Below are 4,789 nucleotides of genomic sequence, written 5' to 3' on the forward strand. Positions count from 1 at the left end.
CGAAGTCACGCTGGTTGAACCAGAAAAACAGGCGGCGTGACAATGATCAGACACGACAGCTTGCTTGACATCTACCGCCGCTGGCAACCGAAACCTGGCAGCCGCTTTAACTAAAGCTTCACCGCACACGCCTTTAAACCAAGGTGTCTTGATGAGACCAATCATAAAGGCTACGGGAATGACCCACCACAACGGCCTCAAGACTTCATTAATGAACAAAGAATGATCCAAGGTTTTATCTCACTGAAAAATTGTCGGCAAAGGCATTCTATTGAGTATGCCTGTAGTTATGAGCGCCCTACCCTTACTGCCCCTGGCGCTTTAACGCCTCATAGCGCGCACATGCCTCCTCGCGGGCCTCAGAGCTTGCCGACTGCTGAATTACCAGTCTGTTGCATTCCCTTTTTGCCATCTCAAGCGGCGAAGCTTGGCTGGCAGGGGCAACAAAGGCAATCGTAGGCTTGAAGGATCTAGACGCGGCGCAGTACATATTCTTCGTCTTGTCGTATTTCAATCCGCTTCCGCGACTCTCGCGAAGATAACGACATGCATCAACAAAGAATTCCTTTGCTGCCAAGGTGCACTTGGAGAACTCGGCAATTCTGTCTCTTTTATCTACACAGACAGATTCATCCAGTATGCGCCACAACTGGTGCTGGAACGTAATGCGGCGATCGTTGTGATCAATCGTGACAGTTTTGACCTCTGTTCCCAAGGACTCTTGCATATGATCATTTATAGCATTTGAAGTGCTATCTAGTAACGCCGCGAACAGGGCTGAGATTGGGTCCATACATCCCTCGTGCTGAAAAACTAGCGGTTATTAGATAGCACGCTCTTACATTGAAAGAGCGCGCTTTCTGCTTTCCCGGAACATTTTTTTTATGGATCGCTAGCTGCCGTAATACATTTATCAGAATAGGCTAAGGGTTGTCATTCGGCAAAAGAAGAAATATAGCGGACGCTAATATGAAACCCCAAACAGGGGCAAGTACATGCAGACCAAAAGAAAGCAGTGACGGGATCTTGCATATAACTGTCACGCTGACCTATTCTTTATACTGTTATTCCAAGTTCTTTAGCTAAACGAGCCTTTGCTATTGCTTCATGCTTCAAAAAATTAACCATGAATTGATAGTCGGGATGCGACTTTAAATTTCTACTTACAAAGTACACGTTCGTTTTGTTGACTGAATAAATCTCTCGAACACCTTCCCCAGGGTTTTTTCCTGCAACTAGGCTAAACTTTATTCCTGGTATTTCAAAAACCACATGCTGATAGCTAGCATGATCTTTAAAGGTTGGAAAGCTCATCAATGGTGTGTCGACGGTTTGATTATCGACATATACAGCCAAATACGTGTTTTCTGGAATCTCACTGCCTCCTAACAGAAACTCTGAAAAAGAGTCCATATTCTCAAGCCATAATGAGTTTTTTGTTTCGGAAAGCCCATATGAGGTCCAATCAGCCGATGAAAGCCTCCAAGCAATACTGACGGCAAAATACATAAAATTAAAAGCTAAACCTTCACCCGGTGGAAAATACCAAGCCTCATCATTCAGACGCGACAGCTCCTTGAATTTACGTATTTTAGTTGCAAGTTTGAATCCGCCTGGACGAGCCATCAGAGAAATTACTTTATCTTCTCCATATTTGGAAAACATCGACTCGCAACTTTCACACAGCAAGTGCTTTTTCGCTTGCTTGTCTGAGTAGGCGGCTGACTTATCACCCCCAGATATAAGAACAATATTCTCCCCGTGATCAGGAAACCCTTTGCTAAGGGAGCGATATACCGCTTTAGGCATAAAGTGGCTACCCCTTAGCTTTCGATCCTTAGTACATAGCGCGCAGATTCCGTTCATCAATTTCTCCTAACCATATAACACCAATCATTCCACATGCTGCATAATACAAATGAATTATGCTGCCTTTGCCGGCATGGCCACTTTGGGTCGTCAGCTGCTAAGTATTCTTCAGCATAGACTATGCGTTCCTCATCCATCCAAAAGCGGAAATCCGGATAACCCGCGCAAAGTCAAGAGCAGGTCTTGACACGATGTTATGCGAAGCCTTGAAAACCTGTATAGGCATCGATGGCACCCCAAATGAACGCTCCATATGCCGCAAGCCCCAGCACAATACAAAGAATGTTCATAAACCAGCCAGTCATCTGACACCAGTCCCTTTTCGATGCATAGAACCACTGACTAAGGTAGGTAAACCCTGAAACCAATCCTGTGATAAAAACCCCGAATGTAAAAATCATAAGTGAGCCGGCAAATGTGGATAACTTATCGGGGTTCTCTGTTGTCAACTTGCCGAGGAACGCCAACAGGGCCACCGTTGCCCCGCCGTTCATCAGAAGGGCTGTCCGTAATGCGTTCTGACCAGCTGTAATCACGGACCGAAACATCTCTAGGCTTGAGGCTTGAAGCGCTTTACGGTCCTCAACTGAAGATTGCAATTCCGTCCGGATCTGCTCCATACGAACTGGATCAACTTCCTCATCAGGGGAAGTCAGCACGCGATCGAGATAGGCGACCAACTCGTCACATTGGATGGCTTGCACACTCTGCTGATCCCGCAAGTACACGACCTCGTCACGCAGATTCTTGGCTAAACTTTTCGCCGACATGGACACCTTACTATTGCTTAAACACGGATGAACACGAATGCAGCCTACGCTGGCACGGCGCTTTGGTCTAGTCTGAGTGGCATCGTTTTAGGGCTATCGCAGTTGCCGACAGCGAGGGGCGCCGGGGACAAGCCGAAGAGGAGGTCCTACGCGTCGGTAGCGCCCAAGGAGGGGGTCACAGGGCCTCCTCGCAGGCTTGTCGCCGGATCAGTCCCGAGCGATGGAAGCTATCTGCGATAGCCCTGGGCATCGTTTGGTCTCTTCTGGAGATGGAGTTTGTACGTAATTTCCGGAGTTCTTTTGCAATGCAAGCTGTGATATGATTATTCGAAATAACGCCAATGTAGACATTTTTTGGACTGCCGAATGACGCTCCAAACGATTTCACACCGCCTCGGCCAGAAGCAGCCCTTCAGCCGATGCTCATATAACGCCGCCAACACGCACAGCTTTATAGTGAAGGCGAAGTCGCAGAGAAAAGGCTCATATGTGTTATACGTGGCGCTATATTTTGAATAGTGCTGATACATCCAATCCTTCAACTTTATCTTGTTCGAATTGCAAATCCAGCATATGAATTACTAGATCAGCCATTTCATCTTTATAGTTTTTATCACCAGTGTTGTTCATCTTCCGATTAATCGCACCGGCCACCAAATCGGACAGCTGTACCAAAGGACTATTCCTGGACGATATTGTTTCTATTTGAGAGACTTCGATCTCTTCTCCATATTTAGCAGCGTATCCGCCATTTATGCGCCGTTTAATCTCATCTAGTGTGATAGCATCCAAGGACTGCTCATGATCAAGGGTAACCTCAATTTTTTGAGGCAGGCCTATTCGGTTACTGTCAATCTCGTGTTCCGCACCACGTAATAGCATGTGCTCATGAAGCTTTTCTACAACCTGCTCTATACTTCGTTTTGTTCTTGCTCTCTCTACAGCAATAGACTTGAAACTTAAAAACTCTCTATTTTTGACTATAATTCTTAGATATTCATTTAGTGTATCTAGGTCTTGCTTTCCGAGTTTCGCAAAATGCGCTTCTCTTTTCGCCCAGCGAGATGTCTTTTGCCAAGAAGTAATTGCCTGACTCACGGTAAATACCGCCCTACCGGCCAAAACCCATACAGAAGAAACGACCACATAATTCTGAGTTTTACCTGTTTCATCAGCATATACATGCACCAGTTTTCTTGGCTTGGCATCTTCCAATACTGCTTCACTCATTTCCTCTTCATGTTTCCTGCGGAAACGCTTTACCTCCGTGTTCGGGGTAAAGAGGTTATATTCATTTTGAATTTTTGCTCTTGCTCGAACTATATAGTGCATCCGCTCTAGACGAAACAAGTCTTTGGGGAGAATTCCATGTGAGCTATAAATGTCCGGCTGAAATGTTTCCCAGTACTTAATGGTTAACGTTATGTCGCTATTTCTCGATTCAGGATATAGATTTAAAATATGCGCGACTTTTGTTTTCTGTTTCGAAAAATCACCGCCAGACAAAGAGATTAAAATTCTTTTTTCTCACGCTCTAGCTTTTCAAGCTTTTTCGGGTCAACCTCTTTTTCTTCTTCAGCCACTTCTTCATCACTCACAATTTGCTACTCCTTTCGATGGTGTATGTTCGTATAACGGGTGGGCGTTGAGCGGCGAAGCAGAGCAAAGTCCGCTCCAACGTATTTTATCCAGGTTCCCGGAGGAACCCGATCTCATCCTTGCTCTCCGCAGTTAAAGGGGTGCTCCAATTTTCAGGTTCTGATTCCACAAGTTCGAGGTTCAGCTCCAAGTCTTCAGCTGCATCTTCAACCGAAAGGCTATGCTTCCGGAAGTAGGCGACGAGCACCTCCCACGCGAACGACTGGGCTTCGATCGTCAACTGCCTGGTCAACTCGAACGGAATACTTCCGAAGCTATGCGCCGACTGACCTCTCAACTGAAACAGTTCGTAGTAATAGTCGAGGTACGATTTTCCGGCAGCAGCAAAGCTGTCATCGGGGTTGAGATCGACCGCTCCATTCCATCTCTTTTTCACCCGGGAGAGCTTCTGGTGGGAATCTCGGTTTCCCGGTTTGCCTAGGTTTTGTCCGAAAAGTCCGCTCGCAGGCAACGGTCTATGCACGCCAGGCATACCATGGCCCTGAAGCTGC

General features: G+C 46.4%; 5 protein-coding genes and 1 pseudogene. All 6 read right to left on the bottom strand.

The genetic code is table 11. The features are described from left to right. A pseudogene (locus tag FEI13_RS19310) lies at positions 1-231 on the bottom strand (hypothetical protein); the annotation flags it as partial. Between the two features lie 73 nt (positions 232-304). Continuing rightward, complete coding sequence (locus FEI13_RS18605) at positions 305-793, bottom strand: hypothetical protein (protein WP_138182982.1); 489 nt, start codon at positions 791-793, stop codon at positions 305-307. Between the two features lie 263 nt (positions 794-1,056). After that, on the bottom strand, positions 1,057-1,866 hold the full coding sequence (locus tag FEI13_RS18610; RefSeq protein ID WP_138182983.1) for a hypothetical protein: 810 nt from the start codon (positions 1,864-1,866) through the stop codon (positions 1,057-1,059). Between the two features lie 197 nt (positions 1,867-2,063). Continuing rightward, the gene (locus tag FEI13_RS18615; protein ID WP_138182984.1) at positions 2,064-2,639 is read right to left on the bottom strand and encodes a hypothetical protein; all 576 of its coding nucleotides are present in this window, start codon (positions 2,637-2,639) and stop codon (positions 2,064-2,066) included. A gap of 504 nt (positions 2,640-3,143) precedes the next feature. Beyond that, positions 3,144-4,145, bottom strand: a complete 1,002-nt coding sequence (locus tag FEI13_RS18620; RefSeq protein ID WP_158294573.1) for a DUF3800 domain-containing protein — start codon at positions 4,143-4,145, stop codon at positions 3,144-3,146. A gap of 178 nt (positions 4,146-4,323) precedes the next feature. After that, positions 4,324-4,789 (bottom strand): hypothetical protein (locus FEI13_RS18625; RefSeq protein WP_158294574.1); only part of this gene is annotated, 466 nt, incomplete at its 5' end.

Source organism: Halomonas urmiana (assembly GCF_005780185.1).
Classification (GTDB): domain Bacteria; phylum Pseudomonadota; class Gammaproteobacteria; order Pseudomonadales; family Halomonadaceae; genus Halomonas; species Halomonas urmiana.